Source organism: Hymenobacter roseosalivarius DSM 11622 (assembly GCF_900176135.1).
Lineage (GTDB): Bacteria > Bacteroidota > Bacteroidia > Cytophagales > Hymenobacteraceae > Hymenobacter > Hymenobacter roseosalivarius.
In genome coordinates, this window is record NZ_FWWW01000071.1 from 35,158 (window position 1) to 51,725 (window position 16,568).

The 16,568-nt window shown below is 52.5% G+C and carries 19 protein-coding genes; 15 read left to right on the forward strand and 4 right to left on the reverse strand.

The features are described 5' to 3' along the window. The first annotated feature begins 2 nt into the window (after window positions 1-2). The 11 genes from map (at window position 3) to B9A24_RS11815 (ending at window position 7,077) form a co-directional block, all read left to right on the forward strand. Window positions 3-773, forward strand: coding sequence for a type I methionyl aminopeptidase (map, locus tag B9A24_RS11765; RefSeq protein ID WP_084446060.1), 771 nt, complete (start codon window positions 3-5; stop codon window positions 771-773). Window positions 774-777: 4 nt separating this feature from the next. Next, entirely contained in the window at window positions 778-996 is a 219-nt protein-coding gene (gene infA, locus B9A24_RS11770; protein ID WP_084446063.1) for a translation initiation factor IF-1, read from the forward strand. Between the two features lie 15 nt (window positions 997-1,011). After that, window positions 1,012-1,128: a 50S ribosomal protein L36 gene (gene rpmJ / locus B9A24_RS11775; RefSeq protein WP_071890035.1), complete on the forward strand. Its 117-nt coding sequence runs from the start codon at window positions 1,012-1,014 to the stop codon at window positions 1,126-1,128. Between the two features lie 22 nt (window positions 1,129-1,150). After that, complete coding sequence (gene rpsM / locus B9A24_RS11780; protein WP_084446066.1) at window positions 1,151-1,528, forward strand: 30S ribosomal protein S13; 378 nt, start codon at window positions 1,151-1,153, stop codon at window positions 1,526-1,528. A gap of 75 nt (window positions 1,529-1,603) precedes the next feature. Continuing rightward, entirely contained in the window at window positions 1,604-1,996 is a 393-nt protein-coding gene (rpsK, locus tag B9A24_RS11785) for a 30S ribosomal protein S11 (RefSeq protein ID WP_084446069.1), read from the forward strand. Window positions 1,997-2,139: 143 nt separating this feature from the next. Beyond that, window positions 2,140-2,745, forward strand: coding sequence for a 30S ribosomal protein S4 (gene rpsD / locus B9A24_RS11790; protein ID WP_084446072.1), 606 nt, complete (start codon window positions 2,140-2,142; stop codon window positions 2,743-2,745). 54 nt (window positions 2,746-2,799) lie between these two features. Beyond that, entirely contained in the window at window positions 2,800-3,789 is a 990-nt protein-coding gene (locus tag B9A24_RS11795) for a DNA-directed RNA polymerase subunit alpha (RefSeq protein ID WP_084446075.1), read from the forward strand. A gap of 183 nt (window positions 3,790-3,972) precedes the next feature. Continuing rightward, window positions 3,973-4,593, forward strand: coding sequence for a 50S ribosomal protein L17 (rplQ, locus tag B9A24_RS11800; RefSeq protein WP_084446078.1), 621 nt, complete (start codon window positions 3,973-3,975; stop codon window positions 4,591-4,593). A 318-nt stretch (window positions 4,594-4,911) separates the two neighbouring features. After that, window positions 4,912-6,183, forward strand: coding sequence for a phosphopyruvate hydratase (gene eno / locus B9A24_RS11805; protein ID WP_084446080.1), 1,272 nt, complete (start codon window positions 4,912-4,914; stop codon window positions 6,181-6,183). A 100-nt stretch (window positions 6,184-6,283) separates the two neighbouring features. Next, entirely contained in the window at window positions 6,284-6,598 is a 315-nt protein-coding gene (locus B9A24_RS11810) for an FtsB family cell division protein (RefSeq protein WP_084446130.1), read from the forward strand. Continuing rightward, complete coding sequence (locus B9A24_RS11815; protein ID WP_084446084.1) at window positions 6,598-7,077, forward strand: hypothetical protein; 480 nt, start codon at window positions 6,598-6,600, stop codon at window positions 7,075-7,077. The genes B9A24_RS11810 and B9A24_RS11815 overlap by 1 nt, the downstream gene beginning before the upstream one ends. Window positions 7,078-7,079: 2 nt before the next feature. Here B9A24_RS11815 and hscA read toward each other — a convergent pair whose 3' ends face one another. Continuing rightward, window positions 7,080-8,948 carry a Fe-S protein assembly chaperone HscA gene (hscA, locus tag B9A24_RS11820; RefSeq protein ID WP_084446087.1) on the reverse strand — a complete coding sequence of 623 codons (1,869 nt, stop codon included), beginning with the start codon at window positions 8,946-8,948 and terminating at the stop codon, window positions 7,080-7,082. A gap of 517 nt (window positions 8,949-9,465) precedes the next feature. Between hscA and B9A24_RS11825 the strand changes: the two genes are divergently transcribed. After that, window positions 9,466-10,296 carry a murein L,D-transpeptidase catalytic domain family protein gene (locus B9A24_RS11825; protein WP_084446090.1) on the forward strand — a complete coding sequence of 277 codons (831 nt, stop codon included), beginning with the start codon at window positions 9,466-9,468 and terminating at the stop codon, window positions 10,294-10,296. Window positions 10,297-10,370: 74 nt separating this feature from the next. On the opposite strand, the gene B9A24_RS11830 is transcribed toward B9A24_RS11825, so the two are convergent. The 3 genes from B9A24_RS11830 to B9A24_RS11840 form a co-directional block, all read right to left on the reverse strand. Beyond that, window positions 10,371-11,432 carry an Ldh family oxidoreductase gene (locus B9A24_RS11830; protein WP_084446093.1) on the reverse strand — a complete coding sequence of 354 codons (1,062 nt, stop codon included), beginning with the start codon at window positions 11,430-11,432 and terminating at the stop codon, window positions 10,371-10,373. A 140-nt stretch (window positions 11,433-11,572) separates the two neighbouring features. Further along, window positions 11,573-12,526, reverse strand: a complete 954-nt coding sequence (locus B9A24_RS11835) for a Ppx/GppA phosphatase family protein (protein ID WP_084446096.1) — start codon at window positions 12,524-12,526, stop codon at window positions 11,573-11,575. A 49-nt stretch (window positions 12,527-12,575) separates the two neighbouring features. Then, window positions 12,576-13,457 carry a class I SAM-dependent methyltransferase gene (locus B9A24_RS11840; RefSeq protein WP_084446099.1) on the reverse strand — a complete coding sequence of 294 codons (882 nt, stop codon included), beginning with the start codon at window positions 13,455-13,457 and terminating at the stop codon, window positions 12,576-12,578. A 223-nt stretch (window positions 13,458-13,680) separates the two neighbouring features. Between B9A24_RS11840 and dapF the strand changes: the two genes are divergently transcribed. The 3 genes from dapF to B9A24_RS11855 all read left to right on the forward strand — a co-directional run bounded on the left by dapF (window position 13,681) and on the right by B9A24_RS11855 (window position 16,500). After that, window positions 13,681-14,475 (forward strand): diaminopimelate epimerase, encoded by a 795-nt coding sequence (gene dapF / locus B9A24_RS11845; RefSeq protein WP_084446103.1) that lies wholly within the window; start codon window positions 13,681-13,683, stop codon window positions 14,473-14,475. Window positions 14,476-14,539: 64 nt separating this feature from the next. Continuing rightward, a complete protein-coding gene (locus tag B9A24_RS11850; protein ID WP_084446106.1) occupies window positions 14,540-15,052 on the forward strand; it encodes a GNAT family N-acetyltransferase in 513 nt (170 codons plus the stop codon). Window positions 15,053-15,276: 224 nt separating this feature from the next. After that, window positions 15,277-16,500, forward strand: coding sequence for a glycosyltransferase family 1 protein (locus B9A24_RS11855; RefSeq protein ID WP_084446109.1), 1,224 nt, complete (start codon window positions 15,277-15,279; stop codon window positions 16,498-16,500). Window positions 16,501-16,568: the final 68 nt, after the last annotated feature.

Consider the following 16,568-nt stretch of genomic DNA (forward strand, 5'->3'; position numbering starts at 1 on the left):
TAATGATCGTTTATAAGACCGAGGAAGAGATAGAACTCATTCGGGCTAGTGCGAAAGTTTTAGCCCAGACTCACGGAGAAGTCGCGAGCCTTATCAAAGAAGGGGTAACTACCCGGAAGCTGGACCAGCGCGCGGAGGAATTCATTCGCGACAATGGAGGGCAACCTTCTTTCAAAGGCTACAATGATTTCCCCTATAGTCTTTGTATATCGCCTAACTCGGTTGTAGTCCATGGTTTTCCCAGCGACTACACTTTAAGAGGTGGTGATATTGTTTCAATCGATTGTGGAGTTTTTCTTAACGGGTACCACAGCGATAGCGCTTACACTTACCCAATCGGGGAGGTGGCACCTGAGGTGATAAACTTGTTAGCTCACACCAAGCAGTCTTTATATCTCGGCATCGAGCAAGCAGTGGCTGGCAACCGCATGGGTGATGTCGGTAACGCTATTCAGAGCTTTGTTGAGAAGCAAGGTTATGGAGTAGTCAGAGAACTGGTTGGTCATGGTTTGGGCAAGAAGTTGCACGAACGGCCCGAGGTGCCGAATTACGGTAAACGTGGTTCGGGGCTAAAGCTGCAGACGGGGTTAGTTATTGCAATTGAACCTATGGTCAATCTCGGTGTCAAGCATATTGTTCAGGAAAAGGATGGCTGGACCATCCGAACCAAGGACAAGAAACCTTCAGCGCACTTTGAGCATACAGTAGTTGTTAGAAAAGACAAGGCGGAGATTTTAACCTCCTTCGAGTACATAGAAAAAGCCTTACAGTAGCCTTATGGCCAAACAATCCTCCATTGAGCAGGACGGAGTAATTCTAGAAGCACTCTCTAATGCGATGTTTCGTGTTGAGTTGGAAAATGGTCATCAGTTGGTGGCCCACATTTCTGGAAAGATGCGTATCCACTATATCAAAATTCTGCCGGGAGATAAGGTGAAGCTGGAAATGTCGGCCTACGATTTGTCAAAGGGACGCATTGTTTACCGTTACAAATAATTTACTGACGACGACATGAAAGTCAAAGCATCGGTCAAAAAGCGCAGCGTTGACTGTAAGGTAATTCGCCGCAAGGGCAAACTTTACGTCATTAACAAAAAGAACCCACGCTACAAGCAGCGTCAAGGTTAAACCATTCGTTTTATAAAAGCATATGGCTCGTATTGCAGGGGTTGATATCCCGGACAACAAGCGTGGCGAAATCGCCCTCACGTACATTTTCGGCATTGGCCGTTCTTTAGCTCAGAAGATTCTTGGCCAAGCCGGTATCTCTGTAGATAAGAAGGTTAAAGACTGGACGGAGGCTGAAGCCAGCGAGATCCGTGCTATCATCGCCGCCCAGCACAAGACTGAGGGTGTATTGCGCTCAGAAGTGCAATTAAACATCAAGCGCCTGATGGACATTGGTAGCTACCGTGGATTGCGTCACCGTAAGGGACTGCCAGTTCGTGGCCAGCGTACCAAAAACAACTCACGCACTCGTAAGGGCAAGCGTAAGACTGTTGCCAACAAGAAGAAGGCTACTAAATAACCAGTAGCGGAAATCGGTGCTTGCTTAGCATACTGAGCGGGCATCAACAACTTCCGCGTTTTTTGCGATAACTAAATGGCACAAAAGAGAAAAGACAAAGCCAAGAAGCGGGTTGTTGTTGTTGAGCAGGTAGGTCAGATTCACATCAAGGCTTCTTTCAACAACATCATCATCTCCATCACCAACAACAATGGTCAGGTTATTTCCTGGGCTTCTGCTGGTAAGATGGGCTTCCGCGGCTCGAAGAAGAATACTCCATACGCTGCTCAGATGGCAGCTACGGATTGCGGTAAAGTAGCCCATGATTTGGGCATGCGCAAAGCCGAAGTATTTGTAAAAGGACCAGGCTCAGGTCGTGAGTCGGCTATCCGTACCCTCCAGAATGTGGGCATTGAGGTAACTACCATCCGCGACGTAACACCGCTGCCCCACAACGGCTGCCGTCCGCCTAAGCGTCGTCGCGTCTGATATACTGAACAGGCAAAGCGTAGGCTACACGTCTGCGGATTTGCCCCCTGGTGTCGGGTTTCCGATGCGTATGCACTTGTTGCAACGCGTTTGCGAGGCTCGACATTCGCGGTTCAACCCCTGCAAAACTCAACATCCTCGAAATGGCACGTTATACCGGTCCTAAAACCAAGATTGCCCGTCGCTTTGCAGAACCGATTTTCGGTCCAAGCAAGGCACTTAATAAGAAAAATTACCCCCCCGGCCAGCATGGTCGTGGCCGCCGCAAGAAGCAGTCGGAATATGCTATCCAGCTGATGGAGAAGCAAAAGGTAAAGTACATGTACGGTGTACTGGAAAAGCAATTCGAAAACCTCTTCCATAAAGCTGCTGCCCTCCCTGGCATTACGGGTGACAACCTTTTAGCTCTATTGGAGTCACGTCTTGACAATACAGTGTACCGCTTAGGAGTAGCTCCTACCCGCCGCGCTGCTCGTCAGCTAGTGTTGCACAAGCACATCACTGTAAATGGCGAAGTAGTTAACATTGCCTCCTATAAGTTGCGTGCAGGTGACGTTATTGGTGTTCGTGAGAAATCAAAGTCGCTGGAAACTATCACCACTAGCCTGAGCGCTCGCAATGCTCGCGCCTTCTCGTGGTTGGAGTGGGACGGCAAGGAAATGATTGGCAAGTTTACTAATGCCCCCTCACGTGAGTTGATCCCGGAGAAGATCCAGGAGCAGCTGATCGTCGAGCTGTACTCGAAGTAATCGCCTGCTGGCAGACTTCGTTTTTCCCCTTGTTGTATTTTTAAAGCCCCACTTATGTCAATCTTAGCTTTTCAAATGCCGGAGAAAGTTGTGATGGAGAAATCCGATGACTTTTACGGAACGTTTGAATTCAAACCGCTGGAGAAAGGCTACGGCGTCACGATCGGTAACGCTTTGCGCCGTATCCTGCTGTCGTCGCTGGAGGGCTATGCCGTTACATCGGTTCGCACGCCCAGCGTGCTGCACGAGTTCATGACCATCGAAGGTGTGATTGAGGACATGTCCGAAATCATTCTGAACCTAAAAATGGTCCGCTTCAAGAAGGTAAGCGACGCTATTGAGGACAAGATCACCGTCCGTATCAAAGGTCAGGAGACATTCACGGCCGGCGACATCAATAAGTTTACCAACGGCTTCCAAGTGTTAAACCCAGATTTGGTTATCTGCCATGTAGATGCCAATACTGAGTTAGAGTTCGAACTAGCTGTGCAGAAAGGTCGGGGCTATGTACCCGCCGAAGAGAATAAGCCTACTGATCAAGTATTCGGGCAAATTGCTATCGATGCCATCTTCACGCCTATCAAAAACGTGAAGTATAGCATTGAGAATACTCGGGTAGAGCAGAAGACTGACTATGAGAAGCTGCTCATTGAGATTCAGACCGATGGCTCTATTCACCCTGAGGAAGCACTAAAAGGTGCCGCTAACATCCTAATTCAGCACTTCATGCTGTTCTCTGACAATACGATGACTTTTGAGACGGCTAAGGCTGAGGAAGAAGAAACCGTAGACGAAGAGACGCTGCACATGCGCAAGGTTCTGAAGACGCCACTGGCGGATATGGACTTGTCGGTGCGTGCTTACAACTGTCTTAAGGCTGCCGATATCAAAACCCTCGGTGACCTAGTACAGCTAGATATGAGCGACATGATGAAGTTTCGCAACTTCGGTAAGAAGTCGCTGACTGAGTTAGAAAACCTGGTAGAAGAGAAAGGTCTGAACTTCGGAATGGACCTGGGTAAGTACAGACTCGATGAAGATTAGTCTTCATGCGTAATGGCTGAATTGTCGAAGGCTTAGCGGCTTGGACAGTTCAGCCTTTGTTTTTAATTTTTATTTCAGTGTGCCCGAGGTCGGGCGGTTCTAATGAGGTGGCTGCCCCGCGCATCCTGCCCGCCGTGGTCGCCCAACGCAAGCACATACACTCCGCATTAGCACAACAACACAATGAGACACGGTAAAACAATCAACCACTTAGGCCGCACGGCTGCGCATCGCAACTCGATGCTGTCTAACATGGCTTCTTCGCTGATAATGCATAAGCGCGTATCAACGACGGTAGCTAAAGCCAAGGCCCTTCGCAAGTTCATCGAGCCTTTGCTGACTAAAGCCAAGAGCGATACAACCCATGCTCGCCGTACGGTTTTCTCGACCCTACAAAACAAGGAGTCAATAAAAGAACTGTTTGGTGAGGTTGCGGCTAAAATTGCTACCCGTCCCGGCGGCTATACCCGTATCATCAAACTCAGCGAGAACCGTTTGGGTGACAATGCTGAGTTATGCATTATTGAGCTGGTAGATTATAACGAGACACTGCTGGAGGCTAAGAACGCCGGTGAAGCTAAGACGACGACTCGTCGCTCCCGTGGCCGCAAGAAGTCGGCTACGGCTGGAGAAGGCGAATCTTCCGCTGAAGTAGTAGCAGAGCCGAAAGCCGCTGCAACTACAGCAGAGACGGCCGCTCCAGTGGTAGCTACTACTGCTCCTGAGGACACGCCTACGACGACCGTAAAAGAAGACGAGACTCGTGACGACGCTAAAGCAAAAGACGAGGAAGCTGCTTCGTAACGTGAAGCAATACAAACAGAAAAGGGGCGTACCATACGGTATGCCCCTTTTCTGTTTTAACAGTTGTGGGGGCAAATCTTATTGCCCGGTATATGGCCTACTTTCCTCTACAGCTAATTCCTTACCTTGTTGTCGCCTTTTGGCAGCTAAGTAATGAGCCATTAGCTTTTGGCTGCTGGCTCTTAGCTTTCATTCTCCGGAACTGATGCGTGGCTACGGTGTATGGTATAAGCAGTTAGGTCCAGGCACATAGCTACGGTGCCTTAGCTTTCAATAAAGCAGTTTTTCGCTTCATTTTTCAACCTTTATTCTTTCATCATGAGCATTATCTCCGCCATTCACGCCCGGCAGATTTTTGATTCACGCGGCAATCCAACAGTTGAAGTAGATGTAACGACAGACAACGGCGTAGTAGGCCGCGCTGCCGTGCCATCGGGAGCTTCAACGGGTAAGCATGAGGCCGTGGAACTACGCGACGATGATAAGTCGATGTACATGGGCAAGGGAGTGCTCAAAGCCGTTGAGAACGTAAACAGTACGATAGCTGAAGAGCTGATTGGCTTCTCGGTATATGAACAAAGCTTGCTCGACCGAATCATGCTGGAGCTGGATGGCACGCCTAACAAGGCTAATCTTGGGGCCAACGCTATCCTAGGCGTATCCTTGGCTATCGCGCGGGCGGCAGCACAGGAGGCTGGTATGCCACTCTACCGCTATGTAGGTGGCGTAGGCGCTTCGACACTGCCGGTACCGATGATGAACATTCTGAACGGTGGCTCACATGCCGACAACTCTATTGACTTCCAAGAGTTCATGATTATGCCCGTGGGGGCGGAGTCGTTCTCGGAAGGCTTGCGTTGGGGCACTGAGATATTTCACCACCTGAAAAATGTGCTGAAGAAGCAGGGCCTGAGCACTAACGTGGGCGACGAAGGTGGTTTCGCCCCAAACATCAAGTCCAACGAGGAGGCAATTAAGGTCGTTCTTCAGGCAATCGAAACGGCGGGCTACCGGCCCGGCGAGGACGTTATGATTGCCATGGACGCGGCCAGTTCGGAGTTCTACGAGAACGGCATCTATCACTTCAAGAAAAGCTCCGGCGATAAGCTGACTTCGTCAGAAATGGCGAACTATTGGGCCGACTGGGTTAGCAAATATCCTATCCTGAGCATTGAAGACGGCATGGATGAGGATGACTGGGCCGGCTGGAAGCAGCACACTGAGAGTCTGGGGGGCAAAATTCAGCTTGTGGGCGACGACTTGTTTGTAACGAATGTAGACCGTTTGCAGCGCGGTATTGATGAGAATATTGCGAATGCTATTCTCATCAAGGTAAACCAGATTGGCACCCTCACCGAGACCATCGACGCCATTAACCTGGGCCGTCGTAATGGCTATAAGAGCGTTATGTCGCACCGCTCGGGAGAAACCGAGGATAATACGATTGCTGATTTGGCAGTGGCTTTGAACACGGGTCAGATCAAAACGGGCTCCGCTTCGCGCTCCGATCGGATGGCTAAATACAACCAGCTATTGCGTATTGAGGAGGAGTTGGGCGAAATAGCTTATTACCCTGGCCGCAAGATGTAAATTCCTGATTTCGGCTGATTTTTCACTGATTACGCAGATGCTGCTAGAACGGCACCGCGGCTTCATAGGCTGCGGTGCCGTTTTTAGTATATTTGAGCCTATGAGCTGGTCTACTTTCTTTACTGCTGTGTCGCGCGTGGTGCGCAGCTTCTACTTCCTGACCGGAGTTAGCTTTATGGTCTGGATGTGTATTTTCGACGCGAACGACTTGTTTAAGCAATACGATATGTACGAGAAGTGGCGCGAGCTGCAAACGGAGCGCGAGTACTATCTAACCAGTATTGAAACTGTGAAGAAGGAGCGTGCCGAGCTGCTAAGCAGTCCTGAGCTGCTAGAGAAGTTTGCCCGTGAGCGGTACATTATGAAGCGGCCAGGGGAGGACGTATTCATTCTTGTGCCTCAAGTAGAAGAGTAATGCAGCTCAAAAATAACAGCACCAGCCGGCCTAAATTAGTATCTGCATGGAGGCTGGGGGGCAAATTGGTGTGCTGGGCGCTGCTTCTGCTACTTAGCTTCCCGGCGGCCGCCCACCCTTCCCAGATACAGGTAGCTCGTCAGTTCTTGCTAGCCGTACTCCGTGGAGATAACAACGCAGCGTACAAGCTCTTAGCTCCCGAGGTGAGCAAAGCTGTTTCTAAAAAACAGTTTCGGGAAGCGGTGCGGCCCCTGTATCAGCAAGGCCGTGATTTCGGCCAACCCATTGCGCTTTACAAGCTGGGTATACGCCTGGGCGAAGAAGCAACGCCGCGCTACTTCTACGCCTTTTCCTTTAAAAGCGACTCCCTACAGGACCGTCCCCGCGTTATGCTCGACGTGACCTTTCGGGATACCGCGGCCACGCGTATCCTGAGTTTTGGAATGATTCCGGCTCCGCAGGGCAAGCAGAAAAAATAGTCTTACTCGATCTTTCTGCCCGTCATGGCCTGCTTGATGGAGATGTTCATCACTCGCTCGGCAAAGGGGCTGGTCAGGCTTTCCAGCTCATCCACGGCTTTCAGAATCGTGTCCTTATCCTGGGTGGTAAGAGCATCTTTCAGATTCTCAACTGAGGCGGCCGTCTGGGTTATTTCGTCTTCAGTCAGGTATTGGGAGTTTTTATCCACGAAGCGCTCCACCTGATAAATCATCTGCTCGGCCACGGTGCGGGCCTCTATGACCATGCGCGCTGTCACGTCTGCGCGGGCGTGGGTTAGTGAATCCATCAGCATCTTCTCTACCTGCTCATCCGTGAGGCCATACTGGGGCTTTATTTCGACGGCTTGATGGGTATTAGAGCGAAGCTCAAGCGCCTCTACCTTCAAAATGCCATCAGCATTTAGAATAAAATTGACGTCTACTTTAGGCAAACCAGCGGGCATGGCCGGAATACCACGAAGGTCAAATTCGGCCAGCTTGCGGTTTTCTTTGACCAAATCACGCTCACCCTGGTACACGGAGATCTTGAGATTCACTTGCCCATCGACGCTAGTCGTGTACTGTCGGCCGGCTTTGGTCGGAATCTTGGAGTTGCGCGGGATAATGGGGTCCATGAGGCCGCCCAGCGTTTCGATGCCTAAAGTGAGGGGCGTTACGTCGAGCAAGAGAACATCGCGACGGTTGCCGCCTAAGATGTCGGCCTGAATAGCTGCTCCTAAAGCTACTACCTCATCAGGGTTGAGGGAGCTATTGGCGGGTTGCTGAAAAAATTCGGAGACCGTATCGTACACTAAGGGCACCCGCGTAGAGCCTCCTACCAGCAACACCGCGTCGAGGGCGCTGGGGGGTAATTTAGCATCAGTTAAGGCTTGCTGACAGGCGGTGATGGTGCGCGCTACCAAGGGACGAATCAGGTCGTTAAACTCCGCTTTAGTAAGCCGCACCTGATCAGCACCAGGCAGGTCGGCGGTAAATTCCTCGTGCTGACTTAGGTGCTTTTTAGCCTGCTCGGCTGTTAGTCGGAGCTGTTGCTTCAGCTGACCATCAGGAGTCGCGGCGAGCTGGCTGGTTAGATTATACTGCTGAACCCAATGCTCACTCACTAAGCGGTCAAAATCGTCGCCGCCTAAGTACGTGTCGCCATTGGTGCTAAGTACCTCGAATATGCCTTGCTGAATACGCAGAATGCTGATGTCAAAGGTGCCACCGCCCAGGTCGTATACGGCTACGGTTTTCTCTTCATCGGGCGACAAACCAATGCCGTAAGCCAGCGCCGCCGCCGTAGGCTCATTCACAATGCGTAATACTTCCAGACCGGCTAGGCGGCCGGCGTCGCGGGTAGCCTGGCGCTGGGAGTCGTTAAAGTAGGCCGGCACGGTAATTACTGCCTTATTCACAGGCGTTTTAAGAGCGTGCTCCGCACGGGTCCGCAGTTCCTTCAAAATTTCGGCCGACAGCTCAATGGGCGAGTAAAAATGCCCCCCAACGCGGATTTTGACCAAGCCTTCGGTATTGTCGTCAATGATTTTGTAGCCCAGCTGTCCGGCGTGCTCACCTAAGTCACGATACGACTTGCCGAGCAGGCGCTTCACGGAGTAAATCGTGTTCTGCGGATCGGTAAGCAGGTATTGCTTGGCGTCGGTGCCCACGATGGGGTCGTTGTCATCACCGGGGAAGTGCACGACGCTGGGCACGATGGTGCCACGGCCCTGGTCGTTGATAGCCACGGGCCGCCGACCTTCGGGGTGAATGTAGGCCACTAAGCTGTTCGTGGTGCCCAGATCAATGCCCACGATGATTTCTTCCTGCTGAATACTCCCGGTAGAAAGGTTGATTGCGACTTTAGCCATGAATGCGAAGAACAACGCGCCGAAGCGGTAGATGAGCAAAGCGAAACTGTGGCTAGGAATAGCCGGAGACGCTTCGGAGCAACAAAAGTAGATAAGAAATGCGGGCAGCGTTTGTTTACGCCTCCCACGAAGAAGAGGTATTGAATCGGGCAGAAAATAACAGCGCACATTCAGACCGGCTAGTCGGGTCTGAGTCATCATAATACGCTCCCCGCACCCGCTAAACATTGTTTTTTATTCAGCCCGATTAACTTGCATATAGCTGCCGGCTGCCGCTGCCTCCCCAATGCCTCCTTCTAAATTGGTAGTATCCGGATGGCAGGAAAACGGTCGTTGATCTACCAAGCAGATGCGGAGGCAAACCTTTTATGGAATCAAAAATAGCCCCGAGATGTTAAAACGACTCCTAGCATTTTTGAATAGCTATATCGTTTCGTGAGGCTTTGCGTATAAGAGTCTTTGTGTGGAGAAAGTAAGCTCTGCTTAGCTAAGTTACTCATCCTAAAGAACCAAGCAGATGGAAAAGACCAGTGTAGTACATCGTCAGCGTTTGAAGCGTCGTGCCCGTCGGGTAGTTCGGCGGATGCTGCCCTTTATGGCCTCGCTGTTTATGGCTACGCCATTGGCTACGCCCATCAAAAGCACTATGGCTAATACAAAGGGTGTAGAGGTGAAAATGCCGACGGAAAAGGAAATGGAGACTGCCTTTTTCGACCAGCGCCTGCACGATTTGTACCGCGACCTGAATGTGGAGCAGCAGGGCCTGCGTTTTGAAGTGTTTGAGAAAGCTATGACTGGCTACCTCAATCTGCGCAGCGAAAACAAGCTTGGCGAAAAGCAGCTCCTGACTGTTGTTGACTTCGAAAAGCCCTCCACTGAGAAGCGTTTGTGGGTATTAGACCTCGAAAACAAAGAGGTAAAATTTCATACGCTCGTGGCCCACGGTCGCAACTCGGGTGAAAACCTGACCAGCACTTTTTCCAACGAGAACGAATCGAATATGAGCAGCCTGGGTTTTTATGTAACTCAGGATGAGTATATCGGCAAACATGGCCGTTCGCTTAAGCTAGATGGCGTGGATGAAGGTTACAATAGTAACGCCTTGGCTCGCTCGGTAGTAATGCACGGCGCTGATTATGTGAGTGAGGAGTTCGTTCGTCAGTATGGCCGTTTGGGTCGCAGCCTTGGTTGCCCAGCCCTGCCCATGGATCAATACGCCCAGATTATTGACGAAGTAGGTGGCAAAACCTGCTTGTTCCTCAATGGTTCCGATACGAATTACTCCTCCAAGTACCTGAACCAGGATGTAGCTTTATCTACTCTGGTTAGTGTTAATCAAATGATCTAAGGTTCATTGATAATAAAAAAGCCCCCCGGAATCAGTTCCGGGGGGCTTTTTTGTGCTGTACGTTGCGCCTGATGCTATAGCTGCACACCAAACTTGCGGCCAACCGTTTCCAGATCCTGCACCACGATTTCAAGCAGCGGAATGCCCCCCAGCAGGCGCTCAGCGGCCATTTCACGCTCTGGGTCGCCGGGAATGAGGACTTGCTGACCATCCACGGCGCGGGCCTGACGGAAAGTGGAAATCCAGTTATCCATATGGGCTTTGAACTCGGCGGCCGGGCGGAAGGCATCGACGCGCATGGCCCCAAAGAAGTGGCCAATGCCTTGGCCCACTGAGTCGGCAGGCGGCTGGAGGAAGGCAACAAAAGGTGGTACCCAAGGTCCATAGTTAGCACCGGATAATACCGCCGAAAAAATATCGACCACGCTGCCCAGGCAATAGCCTTTATGTGAACCAGTTTCGCCCCCCAGCGGCAATAAGGCGCCCCCGTCTTTCAACTCATTCGGGTTGGTCGAGGAATGTCCCTGCGCATCCTGAATCCAGCCAGCAGGCGCGGGCTGCTGCTTGCGCTGCAACATCTCAAGCTTACCGTTGGCGGCTGTCGTAGTGGCAAAGTCAGCCACAAAATCGGGCTGCTCACCGGCCGGAATGGCTACGGCAATGGGATTAGTGCCCAGCAAACGGTCCAGCGAATGCGTAGGAGCTACCAAAGGGCTGGCATTCGTCATGGCAATGCCAATCATGTCGTGGGCCAGGGCCTTCATGGCGTGGTAGCCGGCTATGCCGAAGTGGTTAGAGTTTTTAACTGATACCCAGCCAGTACCTGCCAAACGAGCTTTCTCTGTAGCTACCTGCATAGCTTTGGGCGCTACCACCAGGCCCAGGCCACCATCACCATCCACTACGGCCGTGCTGGGCGTTTCATACACTACACCCACCCGCGGCGTAGGGTTGATGCGGCCTGCTTCCCAAAGACGCACGTAGCCAATGAGCCGGGCTACGCCATGCGAGTCGATGCCGCGCAGGTCAGCCGCTAGCAGCGCTTCCGTAGCCTGTACAGCGTCGGCCTCAGGGCAGCCAATACTGCGAAAGATGGCTTCTGTGAACGTGAACAGGTGATTGTAGGAAAAAGTCATAGCAGGTAATACTGGCGGGCGCTGACGTGCATCAAGGAATTAATGCGAACCAGTGAGTGAAAAACGGGGATCAGGACTGCTGGGGGGCAAATTTCGGCTTTCGAAGTGGTAGCAGCTTACAAGCGCCGGTTCGGGTGGATTCAGGACTTTAGAATCTCTGCCAGTAAGCCTTCCTTCAACGCGTAAGACGATGCCCGTATGTTGGTGGCGGTAAATTGGTAGGTTGTCAAGATGAAATCGATCAGGATGCAGGCCACCACAATCATGTCGGCACGCAGGGGCGTCATGCCGGGCATGGCCAGGCGCTGCGCGTGGGTAGTGGTGAGCAGCAACTCGTAGCTTTGGTAAAAACTTTGGAGTGTGATTTCGGTAACGGGTGGTGGCATGTCGGGACGAAACTCGCCGCGCTGAGCCGCCTGCAAATCCCCCAGAGTATCAAACGTGCCGGAGGCCCCTACCAGGGCAACTGGCTGGAACTGCCGCACGGCGGCGGTCAGGGGTGCGAGTTGCGCCGCCAGATATGCTTGCTCGGCGCGTACATCGTCGGCCGTAACCGGGTCATGCTTGAAAAACAGGTCGAGCAGACGCTGGGCCCCGATTTCAAAGCTTTGCTTCCAAAAAATAGTATCCCCATTGGCAATAATAAACTCCACGCTGCCCCCGCCAATATCAACCAGCAGATGAGGAGTATGACCTAGAGCTACGGCCTGCCGCATGCCGTGGCAGATTAATTCCGCTTCCCGGTCACCCGGAATAATATCGACTTTAATGCCTGTCTGCTCAAAAATGGCTTCCGCCAGTTCCACGCCATTGCGGGCGCTGCGCACGGCGCTGGTGGCCGTAGCACGCACATCCATGACCTGGTGTAGCTCTATTTCCTCCTGAAAAGCCGCCAGCGTATGCAAAGCCCGCGCAAAGGCTTCAGGCGCGATTTCGCCGTTGCTGATGCCGCCTTCGCCCAATTTTACGCCCACTTTGGTCCGCAGCAAGACGGTGGGCTCGGCACCGGAGCCCGTGGGGGGCATTTCTACGATGAGCAGATGAAATGTGTTGGTGCCCATGTCAATTAGGGCCAGACGCGGCGATTTGGTCATTGTCATGGGATAGGTGGTCAATGGAAAGTCTGACTTCTAACGGGAAGGTCTACGAGCTAAACCGGCAGAACGTACCCAGTGGCAGCTTACGCTGCCCTTGGTCGTGCAGATAGATTTCGCCGATTTCGCGGGTGCCTGTAATGGTCGGGAAGATATTGGCAACCAGGTTGTCGAGAATGAGCGCCGAGAAGCCCAGCGAATACAAGTTGATCAGAAAAAAATGGTCTTGCGGATCCAGTAGCTCCTTGCAGAGTTTCAGTAGCTCGTTCAACTCGTCTTCCAGTTGCCACTTTTCACCGTTGGGGCCACGGCCGTAGGCGGGCGGGTCGAGGATGAGGCCCTGGTATTTGCTGCCGCGCTTCACCTCCCGGCGCACGTATTTCATGGCATCTTCCACGAGCCAGCGCACACCATCGAGCTGGCTGGCCTCCATATTGTCGCGGGCCCAGAAGTTGACTTGCTTCACCGAGTCGAGGTGGGTAACGTCGGCACCGGCGGCGCGGGCAGCCAGCGTGGCCGCGCCAGTGTAGGCAAACAGGTTGAGCACCCGCGGCTGAGCCGCGCGGCGCTTTTTGGTTTGCTCAAAAATAAAGCGCCAGTTAGGGTCCTGCTCCGGGAAAAGCCCAACATGCTTAAACGCCGACAACCCCAGTCGGAAGCGCAAATGCAGGTCGCCCTGGTCGTAGTTAATCGCCCATTGCTCGGGCATCCCGGATTTGAGCTGCCATTGGCCGCGTTCCTGGCTGCCTTTTTCGCGGCGGAAGGTAGCGTGGGCGCGTTCCCACTCGCTGGGGGGCAAATGTTGGTCCCAAATGGCCTGGGGCTCGGGCCGGGCCAGCACGTAGCGCCCGAAGCGTTCGAGTTTTTCAAAGTTGCCCGCGTCGAGCAGCTCATAATCGGGCCAAGTGCCGGTAGTGAGGAAAGAGTACATAGAGTGGAGTGAAATTGCCGCCGGGTGGGTGGCCAAAGGTAAGGCAGGCGCGTAAGCCTTTGCGTTTGATCGGGTTATTTTAGGACCGGAAGGAGTAGCTTTCCTGATACAGCGTATGTGTAGCATGCCGGTCAGTTGGCCTTGGTACGAACCAAGTTGGTTACATAATTCCGGTGCCGACATCGAAGTACACTTTACGGCCCATAAATGCGACCTTTGTTTTATGACTATTCGTTTCTATAAATACCAGGGCACCGGCAACGACTTTGTGATGGTGGATGACCGCGTTCAGCAGTTCGACGCGAGCAACCATCAGTTGGTGCGGCGCCTCTGCGACCGGCGGCTTGGAATTGGGGCCGATGGCCTGATTCTGTTGCGTCAGCACGTCGACTTTGATTTCGAGATGGTGTATTTCAACGCCGATGGGTATCTGGGTTCAATGTGTGGTAATGGTGGGCGCTGTACTGTGGCTTTCGCACACCACTTGAGGGTTATTGAAAATGAAACCCGCTTTATTGCCGCCGATGGTGCGCACGAAGCTCATATTGAGGCCGATGGCACCGTGAATCTGCGCATGCAGGATGTGCTGGGCCAGCAGGAGGTAGGCGAAGACGGCGTATTCCTGAATACGGGCTCGCCCCACATCGTGCGTTTTCTAGACCCAAGTCGATTGACGGAGCTAAACGTGGTCAATGAAGGACGGGCCATTCGCTATAATGAGCGGTTTCGGGAGCGCGGAACCAACGTAAACTTCGCGGAAATCCCCCCCACACCTGATTTGCCCTGGCAGGTGCGCACCTACGAGCGGGGCGTGGAGGATGAAACCCTTTCCTGTGGAACCGGCGTGACAGCCGTTGCGCTGGCCGCTTCCCGGCGTGGTGCTATCAGCCCAGTACACCTACGCACGCCCGGCGGCGACCTCCGGGTTTCCTTCGAAGCCCAGCCCGATGGCTCTTTCACTAACATTTACCTCAACGGTCCGGCCGTCCGCGTATTTGAGGGCAGCATAGCCGTCTAGCCGCTTGCCATTTTGCCCCCCAGCTGGCTGGTAACGTCTACTGCACATCCTGTATTTCAACTCAATGTCATCTGCCCCGGTTTTTCTGCGTGCCCTCGAAGACTCCGATCTGGAGTTTCTGTACGCGTTGGAAAATGATCCAGCTATCTGGGGGGTGTCGGACACGATGGCGCCGGTGTCGCGCTATGCGTTGCGCGAATATCTGGCTCATGCGGCCGCCGACTTCTATGAGGTACGCCAACTGCGGCTCGTTATCTGCGCTCCGACGGATGGGCGAGCCGTAGGTATCCTCGATATATTCGACTTCCAGCCGCTACACCTGCGGGCCGGCCTGGGCATTACTATTTTGAGCGCCGAACGCAGGTGTGGCTATGCTTTGGCGGCAGTAGCGGTGGGCCTAGAGTACGCTCGGCTCACGCTACGCTTACATCAGTTGTATTGTACGGTAGCAGCTACCAACCAAGCTAGTTTACGCCTGTTTAGGAAGGCAGGTTTCCGGCGGGTTGGCATCCGGCAGGAGTGGCTACGGACAGATGCCGGGTGGAATGATGCTGTTGAGCTTCAGAAAATTTTATAAAAACTATTGTACGAGGCAATGAGCGGTATATTAAATACTTACACGTTTTAGGACTAAAGGGAGACTTAATAGCGTTGAGGTTGTTTTTTGCTAATTAAAATAGCATTGAGAAAGTGGTATCCTTTTTAGCAAACGTCCGTATAAGTTAAGCGTTGTAGCATCGGAGAATTATACTGTTGAGTTAGCGCATCCGGTTTACCACGATACTTTCTAGCCTTTTGTCTATGCCGATTTCCACCTCGGCGGGAACGCCTACGCGCGCTTCAGCCTCAGTACCTACCCAAACTTCTGCCTCTTCTCACCCGACTACTAATACTCTCTCCTCTTACACTTTACCTGATCTGGTCTGCTTTGCGCACCTGCATTGGGATTTTGTGTGGCAGCGTCCTCAGCATTTACTGTCGCGTTTCGCGCAGTACGGGCGGGTTTTCTATGTAGAAGAGCCATTTGTGCATGGAGATAAAAAGTCTCTTGAAGCTCACATTGAAGTAAAAGAGCGACAGAATGGCCTGAAAGTGCTGGTAGCTCACCTGCCGGCTGGTCTGGATGAAGAAGCTGCTGATCAGGCGCAAGCGAAGCTGCTGACGCAGTATTTCGCTCAAAATAGTATTAGCCAGTTCGTAGCGTGGTACTATACGCCAATGGCGCTAAGCAAATCACGTCATTTACGGGCTGCTCTTACCGTGTATGACTGCATGGATGAATTGGCAAATTTCAAATTTGCCCCCCCGCGTCTGCGTGAGTTGGAGCAGGAATTATTTGAGCGTGCCGACCTGGTTTTTACTGGGGGGCAAAGTTTGTACGAGGCCAAAAGCAAGCAGCACGCTGATGCGCATGCTTTTCCGAGCAGCATTGATAAAGCTCATTTTGGCCAGGCCCGCGAAGCCGGCACCGACCCGGCCGACCAGGCTAAAATTGCACATCCGCGCGTCGGGTTCTTTGGCGTGGTAGATGAGCGTCTGGATATAGAATTGCTGGGCCAACTAGCCAATGCTCACCCGGAGTGGCAGTTTGTCATTATTGGGCCGGTAGTGAAGATCGAAGACGCTGTCTTGCCCCGCACTGCCAATATTCATTATCTGGGGGGCAAAGATTATAAGGAACTCCCTATGTATTTGCGGGGTTGGGATGTAGCAACGCTGCTGTTCGCTGATAACGAGAGTACTAAGTTTATCTCGCCCACCAAAACACCCGAGTACTTGGCTGCGGGCAAGCCGGTAGTCAGTACACCCATTCGGGACGTAGTGCGGCCTTACGGTGAGTTAAACCTGGTACAGATTGCTTCTAATGCCGACGACTTCGGGCAAGCAATAAATTGGGCTTTACAGCAAAAAGATGATGCTGAGTGGCTCGCCCGCACGGATGTTTACCTGGCTACCATTTCCTGGGATCTTACCTGGCAAGGCATGGTAAACCTGATGCAGCAGCGCTTAGCCGACAAGAACTAATTGGACAATACCGAATCGGGGATAGTCCTCGTAATTGATCACACTTATAGTAGCTTTTCTGCCCCTAT

Bases quoted from the DNA above. Each gene is read 5' to 3' on its own strand.
- B9A24_RS11835 (WP_084446096.1), bottom strand. From the start codon at position 12,526: ATGACCAAATCGCCGCGTCTGGCCCTAATTGACATGGGCACCAACACA.
- rpsK (WP_084446069.1), top strand. From the start codon at position 1,604: ATGGCACAAAAGAGAAAAGACAAAGCCAAGAAGCGGGTTGTTGTTGTT.
- hscA (WP_084446087.1), bottom strand. From the start codon at position 8,948: ATGGCTAAAGTCGCAATCAACCTTTCTACCGGGAGTATTCAGCAGGAA.
- rplQ (WP_084446078.1), top strand. From the start codon at position 3,973: ATGAGACACGGTAAAACAATCAACCACTTAGGCCGCACGGCTGCGCAT.
- rpsD (WP_084446072.1), top strand. From the start codon at position 2,140: ATGGCACGTTATACCGGTCCTAAAACCAAGATTGCCCGTCGCTTTGCA.
- B9A24_RS11795 (WP_084446075.1), top strand. From the start codon at position 2,800: ATGTCAATCTTAGCTTTTCAAATGCCGGAGAAAGTTGTGATGGAGAAA.
- eno (WP_084446080.1), top strand. From the start codon at position 4,912: ATGAGCATTATCTCCGCCATTCACGCCCGGCAGATTTTTGATTCACGC.
- B9A24_RS11810 (WP_084446130.1), top strand. From the start codon at position 6,284: ATGAGCTGGTCTACTTTCTTTACTGCTGTGTCGCGCGTGGTGCGCAGC.
- B9A24_RS11840 (WP_084446099.1), bottom strand. From the start codon at position 13,457: ATGTACTCTTTCCTCACTACCGGCACTTGGCCCGATTATGAGCTGCTC.
- infA (WP_084446063.1), top strand. From the start codon at position 778: ATGGCCAAACAATCCTCCATTGAGCAGGACGGAGTAATTCTAGAAGCA.
- B9A24_RS11815 (WP_084446084.1), top strand. From the start codon at position 6,598: ATGCAGCTCAAAAATAACAGCACCAGCCGGCCTAAATTAGTATCTGCA.
- B9A24_RS11825 (WP_084446090.1), top strand. From the start codon at position 9,466: ATGGAAAAGACCAGTGTAGTACATCGTCAGCGTTTGAAGCGTCGTGCC.
- rpsM (WP_084446066.1), top strand. From the start codon at position 1,151: ATGGCTCGTATTGCAGGGGTTGATATCCCGGACAACAAGCGTGGCGAA.
- rpmJ (WP_071890035.1), top strand. From the start codon at position 1,012: ATGAAAGTCAAAGCATCGGTCAAAAAGCGCAGCGTTGACTGTAAGGTA.
- map (WP_084446060.1), top strand. From the start codon at position 3: ATGATCGTTTATAAGACCGAGGAAGAGATAGAACTCATTCGGGCTAGT.
- B9A24_RS11830 (WP_084446093.1), bottom strand. From the start codon at position 11,432: ATGACTTTTTCCTACAATCACCTGTTCACGTTCACAGAAGCCATCTTT.
- dapF (WP_084446103.1), top strand. From the start codon at position 13,681: ATGACTATTCGTTTCTATAAATACCAGGGCACCGGCAACGACTTTGTG.
- B9A24_RS11850 (WP_084446106.1), top strand. From the start codon at position 14,540: ATGTCATCTGCCCCGGTTTTTCTGCGTGCCCTCGAAGACTCCGATCTG.
- B9A24_RS11855 (WP_084446109.1), top strand. From the start codon at position 15,277: ATGCCGATTTCCACCTCGGCGGGAACGCCTACGCGCGCTTCAGCCTCA.